The organism is Polynucleobacter sp. MWH-Jannik1A5, from assembly GCF_018881795.1.
GTDB lineage: Bacteria > Pseudomonadota > Gammaproteobacteria > Burkholderiales > Burkholderiaceae > Polynucleobacter.
The window spans coordinates 65,656-85,019 of the sequence record NZ_JACVPQ010000001.1; the positions used below are offsets into that span (position 1 = coordinate 65,656).

General features: G+C 47.3%; 16 protein-coding genes. 4 read left to right on the plus strand and 12 right to left on the minus strand.

Annotated features, from left to right (window positions below):
• Nucleotides 1-24 precede the first annotated feature (24 nt).
• The 7 genes from truB to scpB form a co-directional block, all read right to left on the minus strand.
• Nucleotides 25-936, minus strand: a complete 912-nt coding sequence (gene truB / locus ICN23_RS00285; RefSeq protein ID WP_216230408.1) for a tRNA pseudouridine(55) synthase TruB — start codon at nt 934-936, stop codon at nt 25-27.
• A 3-nt stretch (nt 937-939) separates the two neighbouring features.
• Complete coding sequence (gene rbfA / locus ICN23_RS00290; RefSeq protein WP_216230409.1) at nt 940-1,308, minus strand: 30S ribosome-binding factor RbfA; 369 nt, start codon at nt 1,306-1,308, stop codon at nt 940-942.
• 5 nt (nt 1,309-1,313) lie between these two features.
• A complete protein-coding gene (infB, locus tag ICN23_RS00295) occupies nt 1,314-4,076 on the minus strand; it encodes a translation initiation factor IF-2 (protein WP_216230410.1) in 2,763 nt (920 codons plus the stop codon).
• 13 nt (nt 4,077-4,089) lie between these two features.
• Complete coding sequence (gene nusA / locus ICN23_RS00300; protein ID WP_215361312.1) at nt 4,090-5,571, minus strand: transcription termination factor NusA; 1,482 nt, start codon at nt 5,569-5,571, stop codon at nt 4,090-4,092.
• Entirely contained in the window at nt 5,568-6,059 is a 492-nt protein-coding gene (gene rimP / locus ICN23_RS00305; protein WP_216230411.1) for a ribosome maturation factor RimP, read from the minus strand. The genes nusA and rimP overlap by 4 nt, the downstream gene beginning before the upstream one ends.
• A 173-nt stretch (nt 6,060-6,232) precedes the next feature.
• A complete protein-coding gene (locus ICN23_RS00310) occupies nt 6,233-8,026 on the minus strand; it encodes a pseudouridine synthase (protein WP_216230412.1) in 1,794 nt (597 codons plus the stop codon).
• 6 nt (nt 8,027-8,032) lie between these two features.
• Complete coding sequence (gene scpB / locus ICN23_RS00315) at nt 8,033-8,758, minus strand: SMC-Scp complex subunit ScpB (RefSeq protein WP_216230413.1); 726 nt, start codon at nt 8,756-8,758, stop codon at nt 8,033-8,035.
• Between the two features lie 241 nt (nt 8,759-8,999).
• Between scpB and ICN23_RS00320 the strand changes: the two genes are divergently transcribed.
• Complete coding sequence (locus tag ICN23_RS00320) at nt 9,000-9,869, plus strand: patatin-like phospholipase family protein (protein ID WP_216860555.1); 870 nt, start codon at nt 9,000-9,002, stop codon at nt 9,867-9,869.
• A gap of 28 nt (nt 9,870-9,897) precedes the next feature.
• Here ICN23_RS00320 and ICN23_RS00325 read toward each other — a convergent pair whose 3' ends face one another.
• The 5 genes from ICN23_RS00325 to ICN23_RS00345 form a co-directional block, all read right to left on the minus strand.
• Nucleotides 9,898-10,545: a C40 family peptidase gene (locus ICN23_RS00325; RefSeq protein WP_216230414.1), complete on the minus strand. Its 648-nt coding sequence runs from the start codon at nt 10,543-10,545 to the stop codon at nt 9,898-9,900.
• Nucleotides 10,546-10,693: 148 nt separating this feature from the next.
• Nucleotides 10,694-12,331, minus strand: coding sequence for an ABC transporter ATP-binding protein (locus tag ICN23_RS00330; protein WP_216230415.1), 1,638 nt, complete (start codon nt 12,329-12,331; stop codon nt 10,694-10,696).
• Nucleotides 12,328-13,353, minus strand: coding sequence for an ABC transporter permease (locus ICN23_RS00335; protein WP_068323391.1), 1,026 nt, complete (start codon nt 13,351-13,353; stop codon nt 12,328-12,330). The genes ICN23_RS00330 and ICN23_RS00335 overlap by 4 nt, the downstream gene beginning before the upstream one ends.
• The gene (locus ICN23_RS00340) at nt 13,350-14,414 is read right to left on the minus strand and encodes a microcin C ABC transporter permease YejB (protein WP_205627523.1); all 1,065 of its coding nucleotides are present in this window, start codon (nt 14,412-14,414) and stop codon (nt 13,350-13,352) included. Before ICN23_RS00340 ends, ICN23_RS00335 begins: the two co-directional genes overlap by 4 nt.
• Before the next feature lie 11 nt (nt 14,415-14,425).
• A complete protein-coding gene (locus ICN23_RS00345; RefSeq protein ID WP_216230416.1) occupies nt 14,426-16,294 on the minus strand; it encodes an extracellular solute-binding protein in 1,869 nt (622 codons plus the stop codon).
• 50 nt (nt 16,295-16,344) lie between these two features.
• Here ICN23_RS00345 and fabI point away from each other — a divergent pair, with 50 nt between their 5' ends.
• The 3 genes from fabI to ICN23_RS00360 are packed head-to-tail and all read left to right on the plus strand — an operon-like array spanning nt 16,345 to nt 19,362.
• The gene (fabI, locus tag ICN23_RS00350) at nt 16,345-17,130 is read left to right on the plus strand and encodes an enoyl-ACP reductase FabI (RefSeq protein WP_216230417.1); all 786 of its coding nucleotides are present in this window, start codon (nt 16,345-16,347) and stop codon (nt 17,128-17,130) included.
• On the plus strand, nt 17,127-18,455 hold the full coding sequence (gene chrA, locus ICN23_RS00355) for a chromate efflux transporter (protein WP_216230418.1): 1,329 nt from the start codon (nt 17,127-17,129) through the stop codon (nt 18,453-18,455). Before fabI ends, chrA begins: the two co-directional genes overlap by 4 nt.
• 22 nt (nt 18,456-18,477) lie before the next feature.
• The gene (locus tag ICN23_RS00360) at nt 18,478-19,362 is read left to right on the plus strand and encodes a MaoC family dehydratase N-terminal domain-containing protein (protein WP_216230419.1); all 885 of its coding nucleotides are present in this window, start codon (nt 18,478-18,480) and stop codon (nt 19,360-19,362) included.
• The last annotated feature ends 2 nt before the right edge of the window (nt 19,363-19,364 follow it).

Below are 19,364 nucleotides of genomic sequence, written 5' to 3' on the forward strand. Positions count from 1 at the left end.
AAAAAGGTTATAAATAATGATTGTTTAATGTGCCTGCGAAATCAAACGTTTCGGATGTAAAACTCCAGAGCGCCAATCAGCAGTACCAATAAAGTTATGGGGAGCAGCGGTTGCACGATAGATGCGAACCAATGCCTCGATAGAAGGTAAATTGAGCGGGACACGTTGCCCCATCTCCAGACGCTTAGCTTGTTGCTCATCTACTGTGAGGTGTGGCAAGGTTTGCAAGAGCGCATCTACTGGCAATATATAGTCAGCAGTGTTTTGTAAGCCGCTTTGGATTGATTCAATCGTAAAAGACTGTTCGAGAGTTAAGTGCCCTACTTCAGTACGACGCAATCCTACCAAATGAGCACCACAGCCCAATACATTGCCAATATCTTCAGCCAAAACACGAATATAGGTGCCCTTGCTGCAGCTCACTTCCAATGTAGCTTCTGGCCAGTTGATATTCGTCCAGCGAATGGAGTGAATCACGATGTCACGTGGTGCACGCTCTAGCTCTACACCTGCACGGGCATATTCATACAAAGGCTTACCATCGCGCTTGAGCGCTGAATACATTGGCGGCACTTGAGAAATGGCACCAGTAAATTTAGGCAGCAGCGCATCTAAGGCTGCTTTCATTTCTGCATCACTTGCGAATACTGGTAAAGGCAATTCTTCAATGATTTGACCTTCTGCATCACCTGTATCAGTGCGTGAACCAAATTTCACCTGTGCGATATAAGTTTTGTCAGCTTCGAGCAAGTCTTGTGAATACTTAGTAGCCTCACCCAAGCAGATCGGCAATAGGCCGGTAGCCATTGGATCTAAAGTACCAGTATGACCAGCTTTATCCGCGTTGAAAGCACGCTTGACCGCAGTCACTGCACCTTGTGAACTCATTCCAGCGGGTTTATCTAGCAGCACTACGCCGTCGATTCTGATAGCCATGAATTACTTTGTTTCGTCTTTATGATCGCTCTCTACAGCTTGGTCGATCAGTCGAGACATTTCTATGCCATGCTCTACTGAGCTGTCATATTGAAAATGCAATGTAGGCACTGTATGAATGTGCAAACGTTTAAACAGCAATGAATGCAAGTAGCCTGCTTTTTCCTGAAGCGCCTTTAAAGCATGCTCAGGCTCTGCGCCCAACACAGTGAAAAACACTTTGGCCTGCGCTAAGTCAGGTGTGAGCTCAATACTTTGTAAAGTAATCAAACCCAAGCTTGGGCTGCGCAATTCACGGGGAATGAGCTCGGCCAGGTCTCGCTGAATTTGATCGGCGAGACGCTGGTTACGATGCGGGCTAGTCTTGTGCATATTGCTTAGAGTGAACGTGCAACTTCAGTTACTTCAAACACCTCAAGCTGATCGCCTTCTTTGATGTCGTTGTAGCCTTTTAATGACAAGCCACACTCAACACCGGCACGAACTTCTTTTGCGTCATCTTTGAAGCGCTTAAGTGAATCCAATTCACCAGTCCAAACAACTACGTTGTCACGTAAGAGACGAACGCTAGAAGTACGTTTAACAATACCATCAACAACCAAGCAACCGGCAATTGCGCCAACTTTAGATACCAAGAAGACTTGACGAATCTCAACGAGACCAGTGATTTCTTCTTTCTTATCTGGAGTCAACATACCGCTCAGAGCTAACTTCACTTCGTCAACTGCGTCATAAATGATGTTGTGATAACGAATATCTACACCATTGTTTTCAGCCAACTTACGTGCTGCTGCATCTGCGCGTGAGTTAAAGCCAATAACAACCGCCTTAGAGGCAACCGCTAAGTTCACGTCAGTTTCAGTAATGCCACCCACAGCAGCGTGAACGATTTGCACCTTCACCTCTGGTGTCGAGAGCTTCATCAATGACTGAGCTAAAGCTTCTTGTGAGCCTTGCACGTCTGCCTTGATGATGAGTGGCAACAACTTAGCTTCAATTGCGCCTTCTTCCATGTTTTCCATCATGGTTTCAAGCTTGAATGCCTGCTGTTTAGCCAACTTCACATCGCGGAACTTGCCTTGACGGAACAATGCAATCTCACGAGCCTTACGCTCGTCTGGAACTACTTGCACTGATTCGCCTGCCGCAGGAACTTCTGCCAAACCTTGAATCTCAACAGGAATAGACGGTCCAGCTTCATTACATGGCTTGCCGTTCTCATCCATCATGGCGCGAACGCGACCAAATGTAGAGCCAGCCAACAACATATCGCCACGCTTGAGCGTACCGGATTGAACGAGCACAGTTGCAACTGGACCCTTACCTTTATCCAAGCGTGCTTCAATGACCAAACCTTGAGCTGGTGAATCTTTAGGCGCTTTGAGCTCCAGAATTTCTGCTTGCAAGAGAACGTTCTCTAATAAAGCATCAATACCTTCACCTGTTTTAGCGGACACTGGAATAAATGGCACATCGCCACCATATTCCTCAGGAACAACCTGCTCTGCAACCAACTCGGTTTTAACGCGCTCAGAATTCGCTTCAGGTTTATCGATCTTATTAATTGCAACTACCAAAGGTACGCCACCCGCTACTGCATGGTGGATCGCTTCTTTGGTTTGCGGCATTACACCGTCATCAGCTGCCACCACCAAGATCACGATATCGGTTGCTTTAGCACCGCGAGCACGCATGGCCGTAAAGGCTTCGTGACCCGGAGTATCCAAGAACGTAATCATGCCGCGTGGAGTTTCAACGTGGTACGCACCAATGTGCTGGGTAATACCACCAGCTTCACCAGTAGCCACTTTTGCTGCACGAATCTTATCGAGCAAAGAAGTTTTACCGTGGTCAACGTGACCCATCACAGTGACAACTGGTGGACGTGGCAACAACTCTGCGTCATGACCATCGGTGCCAAGATCTAAATCAGGATCATCCAATTTAGCTGCATGGGCTTTATGACCCATTTCTTCAACAATGATCATTGCAGTATCTTGATCAAGCACTTGGTTGATGGTGACCATTTGGCCCATACCCATCAACAACTTAATCACTTCTGCACTCTTCACTGCCATTGCATGAGCTAACTCAGCAACAGTAATCGTTTCTGGCACATGAACATCACGCACCACTGGTTCAGTTGGAACCTGGAAGTTTGTGTCAACGTTCGCTTCAGCAATTTGACGTTGCTTCTTGCGGCCACCGCCCGAACGCCAACCACCAACACCACCAGATGAATCTCCGCGAGTCTTTAAGCCACCAGGTTTCTTGGCGCCTTCTTCTTGCCAAGTAGATGATGTTTCAGAAGATTTAATAGTCTTGCCGCCAACTTTGGCAACAGCCTTCTTCTTATCATCAGCACCTTCAGCTTTTGCAGGCTTATGCAAAGTACCTTTTTTCGCTTCTTCAGCAGCGATTTCACTCGGGGCCTTTAGAACACGAGCTGGAGCACTCATCATGTCGCGAATTGCTAAAGCTTCTGCCTCGGCAGCTGCACGACGTACACGAATATCTGCCAGTTCTTTTTCTTTGCTTGCCGCTAAATCTTTAGCTGCTTTATCTGCTTTTGCTTTTTTCTCTGCAGCTGCCGCAGCTGCTGCTGGGGCTTCATCTATTGAAGCGGCTTCTTCTTTTGCTACAGGAGCAGCCACTTCTTTTTGACGCGCCTCTTCAGCTGCCTTCATTTCTGCTTCTTGACGAGCCAGTAACTCAGCTTGACGAGTTGCCTCGGCTGCACGTTTTTCTAATTCTTCTTCAGAAATAACTGGTTTAGCAGGCGCAGCTTTAGCTGCCGCTTTCGCTGGAGCTTCTTCTGCTGCTAGCTCAGGAGCTTTGTCACCCGCCTTAACGAGCACGCGCTTTTTACGCACTTCCACTTGCACAGTACGAGTACGTCCAGCAGAGTCTGCTTGACGAATCTCTGAGCTTTCGCGCTTGATTAAAGTAATCTTTTTGCGCGCGCCTGTGTCAGCGCTACCATGCGCTTTTTGCAAGTGCTCGAGCAGGACAGTTTTGTCCTTCTCGGTAATGCTGTCGTCCTCAGAACCTTTTTCGATACCGGCCGCCTTCAACTGCTCCAAGAGGTCTGGCGCGGTACGTTTTAATTCTTTAGCGAGTACTTTTACTGTTGTTGCCATGCACTACTTCCTCTCATGAAGTAAACCAATGTTCGCGCGCTTTCATGATGAGCGTTTTCGCAGTTTCTTCGTCAATTTGTGTCGCCTCAACTAGCTCATCAACAGCCAGTTCAGCAAGGTCGTCACGGGTATGTACTTGATTGTCAGCAAGCTTCGCAATCAACTCTGTGGTCATTCCCTCTAAGGAACGCAAGTCTTGTGAAACTTCGCCAATACGCTCTTCTTTTGCCAACTCCATCGTTAACAAGGAATCACGAGCACGAGTACGCAACTCATTCACAGTGTCTTCGTCGAATGAATCGATTTCTAACATTTCAGACAATGGCACGTAAGCCACTTCTTCTAATGTGTTGAAGCCTTCTTCAATCAAGATATCAGCTACTTCTTGATCTACGTCTAACTTGTCCATAAACAATTGGCGTACGGAAGAAGCTTCTTTTTCAGTTTTCTCAGCAGACTCTTCAGGAGTCATGATGTTGATCTGCCAACCAGTCAAATCGCTCGCCAAACGAACGTTTTGTCCGCTGCGGCCAATCGCGATTGCCAAGTTCTCTTCATCAACCACTACGTCCATGGCGTGACGCTCTTCGTCAACCACGATAGAAGAAACTTGGGCTGGAGCCAAAGCACCAATCACGAACTGCGCTGGGTCTTCAGACCACAACACGATATCGACTGCTTCGCCAGCCACTTCATTACGCACCGCAGTAACGCGTGTGCCACGAACACCAACACAAGTACCGATTGGGTCGATACGCTTGTCATAAGTAATGACGGCAATCTTTGCGCGGATACCAGGATCACGGGCAGCGCCTTTGATCTCTAACAAGCCCTGCTCCATCTCTGGAACTTCGTTCTCAAACAACTTGATCAAGAAATCTGGACAAGTACGTGAGAGTTCAATTTGTGGGCCACGAGCTTCACGATCCACTTTAAGGATATAAGCACGTACACGGTCACCAGAACGTAAGTTCTCTTTTGGAATCATTTGATCGCGACGCAGCAACGCTTCGACACGACCAGATTCAATAATGAGGCCATTCTTGTCGGCACGCTTCACGGTACCGGTCATGACTTTCTCGCCACGCTCAAGGTAGTCATTCAAAATTTGCTCGCGCTCAGCATCACGAATGCGTTGCAAGATCACTTGCTTAGCAGCTTGCGCGCCGATACGACCGAAGGCTAAAGATTCGATTTGCTCTTCGATATAGTCGCCAACTTCCATGTCAGCAAGTTGCTCTTGAGCTTCAAATTGCAGAATCTCTTTATCAGGCTCTTGTAAACCAGCTTCGTTCGGAACAACCAACCAACGACGGAAGGTTTCGTATTCACCAGTTTCGCGATCAATCGAAACGCGGATATCCACGTCTTCTGTGGCATAACGCTTCTTAGTTGCAGAGGCCAAAGCCATCTCCAACGCCTCGAATACGATAGCTTGATCAACGTTCTTTTCACGCGCTAGCGCGTCTGCCAACATGAGAACTTCTCGGCTCATGACTTTCTTCCTTTGAAATCAATAACAGGGACCAACCGAGTCTTATCGACCTCGGCTAAAGAGAACTCCAATTGAGAAGGCTGACCATCAGCACCCTCAAATACCAAACCAAACTTTGCATCCGGTGAATTCAATTCACCACTCAGCAAACCTTGCAACTCACCACGAAAATTCTTGCGATTGCCAACAGCAACACGCAACTTCAAATCCACTTGCATTCCAGTGAAGCGCTCATAATCAGCAGCACTTTTCACTGGACGATCCAATCCTGGAGACGAAATCTCCAAACGCTCATACGGAATGTTTTCAACTGGCAAGGTGTAGCTCAACTGATGGCTTACCTTTTCGCAATCTAATACCGTAATCAAGCGCTCGTAATCTGGGTTTTCAATCGTGACGCGCAGCAAACCTCCGGCTTCACGCTCAATCTCAACTAGCGTGTAACCTAAGTTTTCCAGCTCTGCAGAAATAACCTGCTGATCCTTCACGACACCCCTTCATACCAAAATGGCAAAAAAAAATGGGCTTCAAAGCCCATATTCTCGAAATTCAGAACAGGCCGACTTACGTTGATCGCAACATCAGTCGGTAACTACTAAAAACAGCAGAATTCTGCTGTAAGTCCAAAATTATAGCCTATTTGGCAGAAAACCGATACAAATCAGAAGCTTTCGCCCGGATTTCGCGGTTTTCTTGGTCCCTTATTGAAGGGTTTGCGCCCTTTTGGTGCGCTACGTTTAGGCCCATTTCCAGGGGTTTGTGGGTTACCAGTCACAAAAGCGGACTGGCCATGGTGAACTTTGCCGCCTTTACTACGGTTTTGGCCTTGGCCGCCGCCTTGCCCACCCTGAGCATTGCGACCGCCTTGACCACCTTGACCAGGTCTACCGCCTTGGGTGCGTCCACGGAAAGGCCCGCGCCCTTCTCCAGAACCTCCGCCGCCGCCAGGTTTGCCGCCTCTGCCCTGATGCGTTAAGCCGTTATGGCCGCTAGCAAGGGTTAAGGCATCGCGTGAACCCCAGTAAGAAACGGAGGTTTGCATTGGGTCTGGCTGGAAATCCTCCCCCAGAGGGCGACGATCACGGTTATTTGGATTGGGGTTGCGGCCCTTGTCTTGTGGCTGCGGCATTTTTAAGCCTGCAGACTTCATCAAGTTGTAGATGCCACCGGCCTCAATCTCCTCCCATTTGCCACGACGTAAGCGTGGGGGCAATAAGAAAATGCCGTAACGAGTTCGGATTAGGCGAGATACCGTATGACCCACTGCTTCAAACATGCGCCGTACTTCGCGATTACGGCCTTCACTTAATGCAACGTGGTACCAACGATTTGCGCCTTCACCGCCGCCCATTGCTAGGCGTAAGAATTTTGCTTGGCCATCATCAAGCGTAATACCGCTCTTTAATAGCGCTGTGTTTTCTTGACTCAAATCACCCAAAATACGAACAGCGTATTCACGCTCAACACCGTATCGCGGATGCATCAAACGATTTGCTAATTCACCAGAAGTGGTAAACAACAACAGTCCTTCAGTATTGAAGTCCAAGCGACCTACCGCAATCCAACGTCCTTGACGTGGCTTTGGTAATCGGTCAAACACAGTCGGACGACCTTCAGGATCAGATTGACTAACGATCTCGCCTGCAGGCTTGTGATACATGATCACGCGTGGCGGCTTAGTCTGAATCTTGCGATGTACTGGCTTACCATTAATGCGCACTTGATCTGTTGGTCCAATACGTTGACCAATATGAGCTGGCAATCCGTTTACAGATACGCGCCCTTGAATAATCAAGTCTTCCATATCGCGACGTGAACCCATGCCAACGTCAGCTAAAACCTTATGCAACTTAACGGTATCTTCATCATCAGCGTCGTCATCTAAACCATCGAGGTCTGACCATACTTCATCACGCAAACTGAGTGGTAAATCATCGACGTTCGCAAATTGCAAACTGCTGACTTCATCTTCCGTTGGCGCATCTGGATCTTCATCTTCACGCGAACGTTGTGCGCGTTGTGCGCGGCGCTCAGCACCAGTTTGATGAGAGATCTCACTCTCATTTACACCATCAGGATTTTTAACCTCTTGAACTTCAGGAGCATCCAAGGCTGCATCAAACTCACCGGATACCACTGAAGCAAACAATGCTTCGCTTTCAGCGGGGTTCGGTGCTAACTTTGATAATTGGTTATTGCCTTGATGATTGCCGCCCTCACGTGGGCCATTTGCTTCGCCACCTTCGCGACGTGGCCGGTCTTTATTGAATGGGCGCTTCTTATTAAACGGGTGCTTGCCTGAACCCTGGCGGCGTGGGCGACGCTCTCCACGTTCACCGCGCTCCCCACCCTCAGTCTTCTGACCATCAGGGTTAGATGGTGCAGCATCTGAATTTGAAGGGTTTGCCGATGGGTTTACTACCGGGGATGAATCGTTTTCGTTGGAGCTTGTCATTAATCGTTATTTTGTTTCGTCTGATTTGTCTTCAGACTCAGGGATATCTTCTTCAGTAATTTCTTCGGTCACTTCGATGACTGTTTCTTCTACAGTGATTTCTGTGATCTCTTCTGTCTCGTTCACTTCTTGTGCATCCGTATCAATGATGACTGTTTCTACGGTTGCAGATGGATCAAATTCCATCACTGCTTGACCTAATTGTTCTGCGGCAGCCATTGGCGCTGCATCTTCCAAAATCGGCAAGCTTTGCAGATTCGTCAAACTCAGGTCATCCAAGAATTGCTTGGTAGTTGCGTACAAACCAGGACGTCCAATTGTTTCTTTATGTCCAATCACCTCTACCCAACCACGATCCTCTAACTGCTTCATCACGTTACTACTCACTGCCACACCGCGAATCTCTTCTATCTCACCACGAGTAACCGGCTGACGGTAAGCGATGATCGCCAATGTCTCCATCACTGCGCGCGAATACTTTGGCGGCTTCTCTGGAGTCAGGCGGTCAAGATACTCACGCATCGAAAGACGGCTCTGAAAACGCCATCCAGTTGCAATGTGCACCAATTCCATACCCTTGTCGTCCCAGGCTCGTTGCAGCTCGACCAATGCTTCATCGATATCTGCCGTAATGATGTCTTCTACAAACAAGCGAGACAAATCAGCAACGGTGAGTGGCTCCTGCGCACATAGGAGGGCTGTTTCAATTACGCGCTTATTGTGATCGTCCATAAAATTCGGGCTACCAGGAATCATCCTGATGAGGCTTTAAAAATGTATTTAGTAATGGGTTTTGGTGTTCTCTAGCGACTACGGACAATCCATCTCATCAGTTCTTATTGGGATATGCCCGCGCTGAAACGAAGTCCTTTTCGTTCACCTTGCGCCCATTATAAGGTAGGCTCAATACAATAGCCACATGCATAAGAAATACACCAAACCCCCTTTTTCGACATCTGATGCCCCTATCTATATGGAGCGTCGCAAGCTCCTGAGCCTTGGGATTGGTGTGGGCACTATTCTTGGGGGCGCGGGCTTGAGCTCCTGCAGTCTTATGAGTAGCAAAAAACCGGTTGTTGGCTTAGTTTTGGGGGCCGGAGCAGCCAGAGGCTTCGCTCACGTAGGTGTTATTAAGGCTTTAGAAGCCCAAGGCATTAGACCCGACATTGTTGTTGGCAGCAGTGCTGGTAGCGTGATTGCTACCTTATTGGCCTCAGGGGCGACTGGCAATGAACTCAATCGCTTGGCTCTCAACCTAGATGAGGCCACTATTGCTGACTGGGGACTGCCTTTTGCCGGTCGTTTTGGTGGACTCATTAAAGGGGATGCCCTGCAAAACATGGTGAACCGAGAAGTACAAAACAAATCCATTGAACAAATGCGCATACCCCTGGGCATTGTTGCTACCGAATTGCAGTCAGGCAAAGGTGTTTTATTCAGAACGGGCAACACCGGTTTAGCAGTGCGCGCCTCTTGCAGCGTACCTGGTGTTTTTCAGCCAGCAGTGATTAGCGGCAAAGAATATGTAGATGGTGGTTTAGTGGCGCCAGTACCAGTCAGCTATGCAAGACAAATGGGTGCCACCCTAGTCATTGCAGTCAATATTTCTTCTGAACCGGTTCATCAAGATGCCAGCGGAACCTTAGGCGTCTTACAGCAAACTATTTCTATCATGCAACGAAGTATTAATCAGTACGAATTAAAAAGTGCCGACATTATTATTCAGCCTCAACTAAAACAAATGAGTAGTGGCGACTTCAAGTCCAGAAATGCCGCTATTTTGGCCGGCGAAGTTGCAGCGCAAGAACAAATGGCGCTGATTAAAGAAAAGCTGAAAGGCTGATATCTATTGGGCCTGTAGCCCTACAGCCCTAGAGACTGCGTGATTTACGCTTGAGATTTTTGACTTCGTTGAGAAGTTCTTGACGCTCTGAATCATTAAGATTATCGCTACCATCTAAACGGCGCGCACCATCAAAACGCTTATCCCAGTAGAGACTGCCGAGATCATCCACTCTGACATTCGTACCTTTAGAAGGTGAGTGAATAAATTTGTTATCGCCCACGTAAATGCCAACGTGAGAAAAAGTTAAACGCATGGTGTTGAAGAATACGAGGTCGCCTGGTTGCAATTCTTCACGAGTAATCGGCTTACCAACGCGACTCATCTGAGTCGATTTGCGTGGCAATAAAAATCCAAGTTTGTCTTTGAAGACATAACCAACAAAACTGCTGCCATCCAAACCAGATTGTGGCAATTCGGTATCCCAGCGGTAACGCACGCCAATAACTTCCATCGCACGATTAATCAACTCTTCGGATTTGCCGGTAACGGTGTCTGCCAGTCGATCTGAAACACGGGCAATATAAGAACGACCTGCCTGGAACATACTTTCTTTAGGCACAGCCGCATCTGCATTTGCCTCGACCGCAGGGTCTGCCGCATAAGCGGATAGACAAATGAATGCGCCTAGACCGAAACCTAGAAATTTAGAAAGCATTGTTTTTTTCAATGACATCGAATCAGTTTAACAAAGAACCCTTAATTAACCAAGTCTTCAATTTAGTCCCAAGTCCTTGTTTATAAACATGAATTTTCACTAAATGAGGGCAAATGCACCAATTTAGCCCATTTAACGGGGATTTGGGCCCCCGCCCCAAACCCTCTTAAGTCAGCTCTGCGGCCGCAAAAAGCTCTTTGGTATAGGTTTGACGGGGATGCTTGATCAGGGTCTCAGTATCACCAAACTCCACCACTTTCCCGCCTTTGAGAACCATAACCTCGTGAGACATGGCCCTGATAACCGCTAAGTCATGACTAATCATCAGATAGGCCAAGTTGTATTTCTTTTGCAGTTCGGTCAATAAAGCTAGCACCTGCTTCTGAATAGAAACATCCAATGCGGAGGTTGGTTCGTCTAATACCAAAATTTGGGGACGCAAAATTAGTGCACGCGCAATTGCAATGCGTTGGCGTTGACCACCAGAAAACTCATGGGGATAACGCAGTAGGGCTGAGCGGTCTAAGCCTACCTCTTTCAGCATATCCACTACGCGAGTCTCACGTTCTGCTGTCGACAGCTTTGGAAAATGCACATCCAAACCTTCAGAAACAATTTGCAAGACATTCATGCGCGGTGACAGCGATCCAAAAGGATCCTGAAAGATCACTTGCAAGCTGGAGCGCAGCGCCCTTCTCTCGACTGGCTTAAGTTTCTGCCAGTCATTACCAAGAACATCAACTTCGCCAGATACTTCTGCTGCTGAGTCGCCCAGTAATCCGAGCACAGCCATCCCCAAAGTCGTCTTGCCAGAACCAGACTCACCAATCACACCAATGGTTTGACCTTGCTTTAGCGAGAAGCTGACTTTTTTCAAAACCTTATGAGGTGGCGCCTTTTTAAACCAAGATGCTGACTCAGAACTTGGGTAGGCTACTGATAGCTCTTCTGTTTTTAGCAGCACTGGAGCCAATGGCATCAGTGGTGCCAAGTCACGCACAGGCTCGCTGCTTACCAAAGCGCGAGTATATGGATCTTCGGGATGTTCAAACACTTGCTTCGTTAATCCTGACTCCATTAGATTGCCTTGGTTCAGGACGGCCACACGCTGCGCAAAGTGTTTCACTAAATTGAGGTCATGGGTAATTAATAAAATTCCCATACCGCCATCATCCTTAGATTCTTCTTGCAATTCTTTGAGCAAATCCAAAATCTGCAAACGTAAACTCACATCTAATGCTGTTGTTGGTTCATCAGCAATGAGAAGTCGCGGCTTACACGCCAAAGCCATCGCAATCATGGCGCGCTGTCTCTGACCACCAGAGAGCTGGTGGGGGTAAGAATGAAAACGGCGCTCAGGTTCAGGAATGCCTGTCTTGCGCAGTAAATCAACCGCGGCATCCATTGCATCTGCTTTGGAGATCAAGGGCTGATAAATCTGCACCGCTTCAATAATTTGATTGCCTACAGTAAACAATGGGTTCAAAGCCGTCATCGGCTCCTGAAACACCATCGCAATCTCACGACCACGAATCTCTCGAATGTCCTGAATAGACATGGATAGCAAATCGACTTCGCCCTTCCCGTCTTTTCGATTCCAGAGAATCTTTCCAGAAACTTTCGCACCCTCTGGCTCAAGTCTCAGTGGCGCTAGCGCAGTCAGGGTCTTACCAGAACCAGACTCACCAACGAGGGCAACGCGCTCACCTATACCGATTTCTAAATCAAGATGATTAACGGCAAACTTTTCGCGGCGACCCGTTCCAAAAGAAATACACAGATCTTCATAGCGCAACAAACTCATGAGCGACCTCCACTCATCAAGCCGGCTTTACGAGAATCAAATGCGTTACGCAATGCCTCGCCCATAAAGGTCAATAGCAGTAAGGTTGCTACCAATACTACAAAGGTTGATAAGGAGATCCACCAAGCATCGAGATTACTCTTACCTTGAGATAACAGCTCGCCCAAGCTTGGCGTACCCGGAGGCACTCCCAAGCCCAAGAAATCCAAGCTCGTCAAAGAAAGAATGGCTGCACTCATGCGGAATGGCAAAAAGGTAATCACTGGCGTCAAGCTGTTGGGCAATATATGGCGCCACATGATTTGTACATTTGTTAGACCCAAGGCTCTAGCTGCGCGCACATACTCTAGGGCGCGGTTACGGAAGAATTCTGCTCTCACATAATCTGATAAACCCATCCAACCAAAGGCTGCCAACAAAATAATGAGCAAGGAAACGCTGGGGTTGAAGATCGAAGCAAAAATAATGAGCAAGTACAACTCTGGCATAGCCGACCAAATCTCAATCAGTCGCTGAGAAATCAAATCAAACTTACCGCCAAAGAATCCCATCAAGGATCCAGTGATGATGCCCACAGTGACGCCAACAATCGTGAGCGCTAAACCAAAAAGAATAGACAAGCGAAAGCCATAGATCAAACGCGCTAAAACATCGCGCCCACGATCATCTGTACCGAGCCAGTTTTCCCATGATGGTGGCGCCGGGTTAGGCACTTTAGAGAAATAGTTTAGCGTCTCGTAGCTGTAATGAATCGGCGGGTAAATTGCCCAATTACCATTGCTCGTGATGTTGTGACGAATATCTGGATCTAAGAAATCAGTCGGCGTGGCGAAGTCTCCACCAAATACCGTTTCTGGTTGGCTCTTCACGATCGGGAAATAAAAATGACCTTCATAGCGAACCACTAAAGGCTTGTCATTGGCAATCAACTCGGCGCACATCGATAAACCGAAGAGCACCATGAAGATCCACAGGCTGGCGTAGCCCATGCGACTGTTTTTAAAACGTTGCCAACGATTCATGAACCGCCTCCCGCACCAAACTGAATGCGTGGGTCAATGTATACATAGCAAAGATCAGAAATTAACTTTGTAAATAAACCAATTAAGGTGAATAAGTAGAGAGTGCCAAATACAACTGGATAGTCACGGCGCATTACTGACTCGTATGAAAGCAAGCCAAGCCCATCCAAAGAGAACAAGGTTTCTATCAACAAGGAGCCCGTAAAGAAAGCGCCAATAAATGCTGCAGGGAAACCCGTTACCAGCGGCAAGAGCGCATTGCGAAATACATGCTTCCACAGAACTTGTTTTTCTGTAAGTCCTTTTGCGCGTGCAGTCAGAACGTATTGCTTACGAATCTCTTCTAGGAATGAATTCTTGGTCAACATAGTGACTACTGCAAAGCTTCCAAGCACTGATGCGGTAATCGGCAGCACCAAATGCCATAAGTAATCCATTACCTTACCAATGAGGCTGAGATCACTCCAATTATCAGAAGTTAAACCTCTTAACGGGAAGATCTGTAAAAAACTTCCCCCGCCAAAGACCACTAGCAATAAGACGCCCAACACAAATCCCGGAATCGCATAACCCACAAGGATCATGCTGCTAGTGATAGCGTCAAAGCGTGAGCCGTCTCGTACCGCTTTAGCAATACCCAAAGGAATAGAAACTAAATAGGTAATAAAGAAAGTCCATAAACCGATGCTGATCGATACCGGCAATTTAGAAACTACTAAACGCCAAACGCTTTCGTGCTGGTAATAGCTTTGGCCTAAATCGAATCTAGCAAAGCGACCCAACATCATGAAATAACGCTCAAGAGGTGGCTTATCAAAACCATATAAGGCCTTCACCTCTTCAAGGCGTTGCGCATCGACACCTTGACGACCACGATAGGTTGCACCAGAGCCCGATGACTCTGAGCCGCCTGTGGCTGCACTACCTTTACCCTTTAACTCCAATACCATTTGCTCTACTGGACCACCTGGAACAAATTGCACTACGGCAAAGGTAAGAGTTAATACACCCAAGATCGTTGGGATCATCAAGAGCAAACGCTTGAAGATGTAGGCGCGCATTTGACCCTGCATTATTTAGACTCCTCTTTCCACCAATTTTGCATGATCCACAGTTCAGCTGAATAGTACAAAGGTGGCTCTGGGTAGCGCATCTCGTGACGGAAGGCAACGCGATGAGTTGGGTTGTACCACTGAGGAACTACGTAGTAACTATTCCACAAGACACGATCAAGCGCTCTAGTAGCAGTTCTTAACTGCTCACGATTTTGCGCCTTGGTAATTTCATCAATTAAGGCATCGACTACAGGTGATTGCACGCCAATCACGTTATCGGAACCTTTTTCTTTGGCAGCCTGGCTACCAAAGCGATCCCAGAGCTCGTTTCCTGGGTTTTGAGAATCCTGGAAACGTACAGTGGTCATATCAAAGTCATACTCGTTCATCCGCTTTTGATGCAAGGCAAAGTCACTCGTACGAATATCGACCTGCACTCCCAACTTCTCTAAGTTACGAACATAGGCAGAAATCACCCGCAAGAAGAAACCGCCATCTTCCACAATCTCAAACCGAAATGGCTCGCCCTTTTCATTACGCAATGCACCATCGCGATACTGCCATCCCGCATGCATGAGAAGCTCGCGCGCTTTCTTTAAGTTCTGACGCAAACTGCCAGGCGGCTTGGTTGATGGTGCCGCAGGCATTGGACCAAAGACAGCATCTGGAACCCACTGCGGATATTTTGCCTTCAAGGGCTTGAGTAATTTCAATTCAGCTTCAGTTGGTTTACGAGGGCCGTCAAAATTGGCACTTAAGTCGCTATTCGTAAAGTAGCTATTGATGCGACTGTATTGATCAAAAAATATCTGACGATTGAGCCACTCAAAATCTAAGGCATACCCCAATGCTTCGCGAACTCGTGCATCTTTAAATATTGGGCGGCGCACATTCATTGCAAAACCTTGCATCCCAGCACCGTTGTGATTGAGGAATGCCTTTTTCAGCAAAATACCTTTATCAAACTTTGAACCGACATAACCCTTAGCCCAAATCTTGGCGCGATACTCGACTAAAGCATCAAACTCCCCTGCTTTAAAGGCTTCCAACCTGACAGCATCATCGCTGTAGAGCTTGTACAGCACTCGGTCAAAGTTATAAAAACCAACGCGCACGTTGAGTGGCTTACTGAGCTGGTCGGCCCAATAGTTTGGATTCTTTTTATAGACAATCGACTTGCCAGCTTTAAAAGACTCAATCAAATAAGGGCCGCTTGCAATCGGCGCCTCAAACGCAAGCTTCTCAAATGGGATCATCGACCCATCAGGTCGCTTACCCCAGTTACGCGAGAACACTGGAAAGGTACCCGCTAAGATTGGCAACTCTGCATTGTCATTTTTAAAGTCAAAGCGGATGGAGCGTTCAGATAAAACGACTGCTTCTTTAATGTCGGCAAAAGTTGTCTTGTAACGTGGGTGGGCTTTACCACTCATTAAAGTATCAAAGCTATATTTAACGTCAGCTGCTAATACTGGACTGCCATCAGAAAACTTTGCTTCTAAACGAATATGAAACGTTACTGACTTGTGATCTTTGGCCACCTGAATATCGTCAGCCAATAATCCATAAATACTAGATACCTCGTCAGCACTTCCCTCAGCCAAAGACTCAAACATCAAATCAATACCTGGGGCAGTAATGCCACGCAAAGTAAACGGATTGAATTTATCGAAACTGGTTCTTTGCCCCGGATTGGGCAATACCAAGGTTCCACCCCGAGGGGCGTTCGGATTCACGTAATCAAAATGGGCGAATCCATCGGGATACTTGGGTTTACCGTATTGCGCAATGCCCTGTCCTGCCATGGCCGCATTGACACCTAGCCCTACTAGCAGCGCTAGTAGCAGGAAATGGGCAATTTGGCGAATGGGTTTTAGGGTGGGCATATATGCAACAATTGTAGATAGCTAATCATATTTGAAGCAAAGGACACAACATGGGCTTTCTCTCCGGCAAAAAAATCCTCATTACCGGCCTCCTCTCAAACCGCTCTATCGCCTATGGCATTGCCAAGGCTTGCCACCGCGAAGGCGCTGAACTAGCCTTTACCTACGTAGGTGAACGCTTTAAGGACCGCATCGTTGATTTTGCAAAAGAATTCAATACCGACCTGATTTTTGACTGTGATGTGGGCAGCGATGAGCAAATTAGCGCCCTTTTCAAGGATTTGGCTAAATCCTGGCCTCAGTTTGACGGTTTTGTTCATGCTATTGGCTTTGCACCGCGCGAAGCAATTGCCGGCGACTTCTTAGATGGCCTCTCTCGTGAAGGCTTCAAGATTGCCCATGACATTTCAGCATATAGCTTCCCAGCAATGGCAAAAGAGGCTTTACCAATGTTGCGCGATAAATCCTCTTTACTCACCCTGACTTATTTGGGTTCGATGAAGAATGTTCCCAACTACAACACCATGGGTTTAGCTAAAGCTTCTCTTGAAGCTTCCGTGCGCTACCTCGCTGGCTCAGTTGGCCCTAAAGGTATTCGTGCCAACGGTATTTCTGCTGGCCCAATTAAAACTTTGGCGGCATCTGGCATCAAAGGCTTTGGCAAGATTTTGGAAGCGGTTGAACAAACTGCACCACTGCGTCGCAATGTCACCATTGATGATGTAGGAAACACTGCAGCATTCTTGTTGTCTGATTTAGCAAATGGTATTACTGCTGAAATCATTTATGTTGATAACGGCTTTAGCCAAGTAGTTGGCGGAATGGACGAAGTTTGAGTGTTCCACTACGCGAGGCCCTGAAGTTTTGGGCCAAGCTTGGCTTCATTAGTTTTGGTGGGCCGGCAGGACAAATCGCCGTTCTGCACCAAGAGTTAGTTGAAAAGCGTCGCTGGATTTCTGAGCGGCGCTTTTTACATGCGCTGAACTATTGCATGCTCCTTCCCGGGCCTGAGGCTCAACAGCTGGTGACCTATATAGGCTGGCTGATGCACCGCAGCTGGGGCGGCATTCTGGCAGGAACACTCTTTGTGTTGCCTTCTTTATTCATATTGATTGGCCTATCCTGGGTGTATCTCACCTTTGGGCAGGTTCCTTGGATTGCAGCAATCTTTTTTGGTATCAAGCCAGCTGTCACTGCGATAGTCTTGCATGCTGCAGTACGTATTGGTAAACGCACCATTCATAACCAAGCGTTGCAATGGATTGCTTTGGGTTCTTTCTTAGCCATCTTTATTCTCAATCTTGCCTTTCCGATCATCGTGGCGATTGCTGCTGCTATTGGCTATTGGGGTGGCAAAAAATATCCAGAGTATTTTCAACAAAAAAATACTCATGGAAGTAAAGAAACTAGTGGGTATGGCAGTGCGATTATTGATGATCACACCCCAACTCCAGAACATGCGCAATTTAGTTATCAAAAAACAATTCGTCACTCTTTGATTGCTCTGGGTTGTTGGTTGCTACCTATAGGCGCTCTAGTCTTACTCTTCGGCTGGAAAACTTTATATCCACAAATAGCCTGGTTCTTTACTAAAGCTGCCTTTCTGACGTTTGGTGGCGCATATGCAGTCCTCCCCTACGTATATCAGGGTGCTGTTGATCACTTCCATTGGCTCAGCGCTAACCAAATGATTGATGGCTTAGCGCTTGGTGAAACTACGCCGGGCCCACTCATCATGGTGGTCGCTTTTGTTGGTTACCTTGCGGGACATATTCAACACTTGATAGGCGCTAGTAATCCTTTTTGGTTTGGTGTGCTGGGTGCATGCGTTGCCACTTGGTTTACTTTCTTACCTTCCTTCTTTTTTATCTTGGTTGGTGGACCACTGATTGAGTCAACTCACGGCAAACTTGGCTTTACAGCTCCACTAACTGCCATTACTGCAGCTGTTGTTGGAGTCATTGCCAATCTAGGCCTCTTTTTTGCATATCACGTCTTTTTGCCAAGGGGCATTGGTGGCTCGATTTCTTGGATCTCGATCTTGATCTGCGCCCTGGCTGGATTAGCCTTATTTAAATTTCAAAAGGGCGTTCTCACGGTATTGGGTGGGTCTGCCTTAGCTGGATTACTCTTTCACTACATCTCCATCTTGATGGGGTGAGTTTTTCTCCAAGATTGGCATAATGGAAGTTATGCGAATCGAACCTCAAACTATCACTCACCTTCAAGAATGGCTCGGTAAAACGGAGTCATTACAAGATACAGTTACATCAGCGCCAGTGCGCGCCCTCTCGGCCACCTTGGATCGCGAAGATCCCGCGCCTAGCAAGGGTACTTTTTTACCGGAGTTATGGCACTGGCTGTACTTCTTGCCTCATGCCCGCGAATCTGAAATTGGCCCTGATGGTCATCCAAAACGCGGCGGCTTTTTACCCCCCGTTCCATTGCCTCGTCGCATGTGGGCAGGTAGTCGTATTGAATGGCTAAAACCATTATCTGTTGGCGATGAAATTGAGAGAGTTTCCACAATTGAGTCTGTCACTCATAAAGCAGGTCGCACTGGTGATTTGATTTTCGTTTTGGTCAATCACAAGATCTCCAATCAAAATGGCTTAGCAATTATTGAAGAACATGACATCGTGTATCGCGATGCTCCTGGACCAGACGACAAGCCTGTAGCCCCTACTCCTGCACCAACAGATGCAAAATGGAGTAAAACAATTACGCCAGATGATGTATTGCTGTTTCGCTACTCAGCACTAACATTTAATGGTCACCGCATTCACTACGATCGCAAATACGTTACCGAGGTAGAAGGCTATCCAGGTTTAATAGTGCACGGCCCTTTGATTGCAACCTTACTAGTTGATCTAGTGCGTCAAAGCATTCCAGGCTGCAAGCTCAAGAGTTTTGAGTTCCGCGCCATTCGCCCTACTTTTGACATCAATATTTTTAAAGTGAATGCCAAGCCTGATTTGGAAAAAGATCCAAGCGGAAAAACGATTTCGATCTGGGCGCAAGATCATGAAAGTTGGCTTACGATGCAAGCCACTGCCGTACTAGCGTAATC